Genomic DNA, 1,854 nt, shown 5'->3' with positions numbered 1-1,854 from the left:
TCCCCGTACCGTCCCCGCTCGGTCCCTGCACAATGGGGGGCATGTCCTCCCACGCCCCCGGCCTGCCCGAACCCGCCCCGCTGACCGTCGGCTTCGACCTCGACATGACCCTGATCGACTCGCGGCCCGGTATCCACGCCACCTACCGGGCGCTTTCCGCCGAGACCGGGGTGTACGTGGACGCAGACCTGGCCGTCTCCCGGCTCGGCCCGCCGCTCGAACAGGAGCTGTCCGTGTGGTTCCCGCCCGAGCGGGTCGAGGCGGTGGGCGAGCGTTACCGGGAGATGTATCCCACATTCGCCATCGAGCCGACGCTCGCGACGCCCGGCGCCCGCGAAGCCGTCGAGGCCGTCCAGGCGCTGGGCGGCCGGGCGGTCGTGGTGACGGCGAAGCACCAGCCGAACGCGGAACTCCACCTCACGCACCTGGGCATCACCCCGGACGCCGTCGTCGGCTGGCTGTGGGCGGAGCGCAAGGCGGAGGCGCTGCGCGCGCACGGTGCGAGCGTCTACGTGGGCGACCACACCGGCGACGTACGCGGTGCGCGCGCGGCCGGCTGCCTCTCCGTCGCCGTGCCGACCGGGCCCTGCGGCGAGGAGGAGCTGCGCGCGGCGGGCGCGGACGTCGTCCTCAAGGACCTGACCGCGTTCCCCGCCTGGCTGGACTCGTTCGCGCGGGAGTCGGCGCGCCCGGGCCCCGCGCAGAGGTAGCAGGACCGGCGCGGCGCGCACGGCCCGGCGGCCGGGCCTCAGGCGCCGGAGCCGCTTCCGGTGGTCCCGGCGTCCGCAGCCGCGGTGAAGGACGCGGCCTGGCGGCGCTGCGCGCCGATCGACCGCAGGACACCCGCTGCCGCGAGCACGAAGCCGACCGCCATCAGCATGCAGACGAGGTAGGCCACCGTCGGAAACGGCTTGGTGTGCAGGAAGAGCGGTGCGATCGTGATCAGCGTGGCCACGGCACCGATGATGAAGACGATCCCGCCGGCGCGCACGAGTCCGTCGCCAGGTCCCGGGCCCTGGCTCTCGGCGCTCCGGCCGCCGGTGCCGGGGGTGCCGACGGCCCCGGCCGTGGCGGTCGTGCCGGACGCGGGAGCAGCGGATGCAGGAGTAGCAGTCACGGCACCAGGGTAGTTCCCACCCGTCGGGGGGTTTCGGCGGTACCGCGGCGCGGAGCTCTCCGCGGCGCGACCGGCCGTCGGCCTCTTCGGCGGCTTTGCCGTCTTGTCACCGGTCTCCGGCCCACTAGCCTGGGCGCAGGCGGGTCGGTGGACCCGCTGTAGTGCTCTCCAGAGCGATTTCTCTTGTCACTTGTGCGCGGCCAGCGCGCTCCCAACCAGTTCGAGGACAAGGACAGACGTGCCTACCGGCAAGGTCAAGTGGTTCAACAACACGAAGGGCTTCGGCTTTCTCTCCCGCGACGACGACGGCGGTGACGTCTTCGTGCACTCGTCGGTGCTGCCCGCGGGGGTCGAGGATCTCAAGCCGGGCCAGCGGGTGGAGTTCGGCGTCGTGGCGGGACAGCGCGGTGATCAGGCGCTCTCGGTGACCGTTCTCGATCCCACGCCCTCCGTCGCGGTGGCGCAGCGCCGCAAGCCCGACGAGCTCGCGTCCATCGTGCAGGATCTGACGACGCTGCTGGAGAGCATCTCCCCGACGCTGGAGGGCGGCCGCTACCCGGAGAAGGCGCACGGCAAGAAGATCGCCGGCCTGCTGCGCGCGGTCGCGGACCAGTTGGACGTCTGACCCCCACCGCGGGGGGGGGGGCGCCGGCCCGCCCCCCCCCGCCCGCCGGGCCGCGGCGGCGGGGGGGGGCGGGCGGGCCCCCCCCCGGCCCCGCGCCGGGCCCCCGCGGCTA

Annotated in this window: 3 protein-coding genes; 2 read left to right on the top strand and 1 reads right to left on the bottom strand. The window is 74.3% G+C overall.

What is annotated here, in order from left to right:
- The first annotated feature begins 32 nt into the window (after nucleotides 1–32).
- Nucleotides 33–710 carry an HAD family hydrolase gene (locus tag LCE31_RS39345; protein WP_225023069.1) on the top strand — a complete coding sequence of 226 codons (678 nt, stop codon included), beginning with the start codon at nucleotides 33–35 and terminating at the stop codon, nucleotides 708–710.
- Between the two features lie 38 nt (nucleotides 711–748).
- Here the strand turns inward: LCE31_RS39345 and LCE31_RS39340 are convergent, their stop codons facing one another.
- A complete protein-coding gene (locus LCE31_RS39340; protein ID WP_225023067.1) occupies nucleotides 749–991 on the bottom strand; it encodes a hypothetical protein in 243 nt (80 codons plus the stop codon).
- Between the two features lie 364 nt (nucleotides 992–1,355).
- Here LCE31_RS39340 and LCE31_RS41060 point away from each other — a divergent pair, with 364 nt between their 5' ends.
- On the top strand, nucleotides 1,356–1,742 hold the full coding sequence (locus LCE31_RS41060; protein ID WP_225023065.1) for a cold-shock protein: 387 nt from the start codon (nucleotides 1,356–1,358) through the stop codon (nucleotides 1,740–1,742).
- The last annotated feature ends 112 nt before the right edge of the window (nucleotides 1,743–1,854 follow it).

It is taken from the genome of Streptomyces sp. 8L (genome assembly GCF_020176795.1).
In the GTDB taxonomy this organism is placed as follows: Bacteria; Actinomycetota; Actinomycetes; order Streptomycetales; family Streptomycetaceae; genus Streptomyces.
This window is presented reverse-complemented; position numbering and strand designations above follow the sequence as displayed.

Bases quoted from the DNA above. Each gene is read 5' to 3' on its own strand.
- LCE31_RS39345 (WP_225023069.1), top strand. From the start codon at position 33: ATGGGGGGCATGTCCTCCCACGCCCCCGGCCTGCCCGAACCCGCCCCG.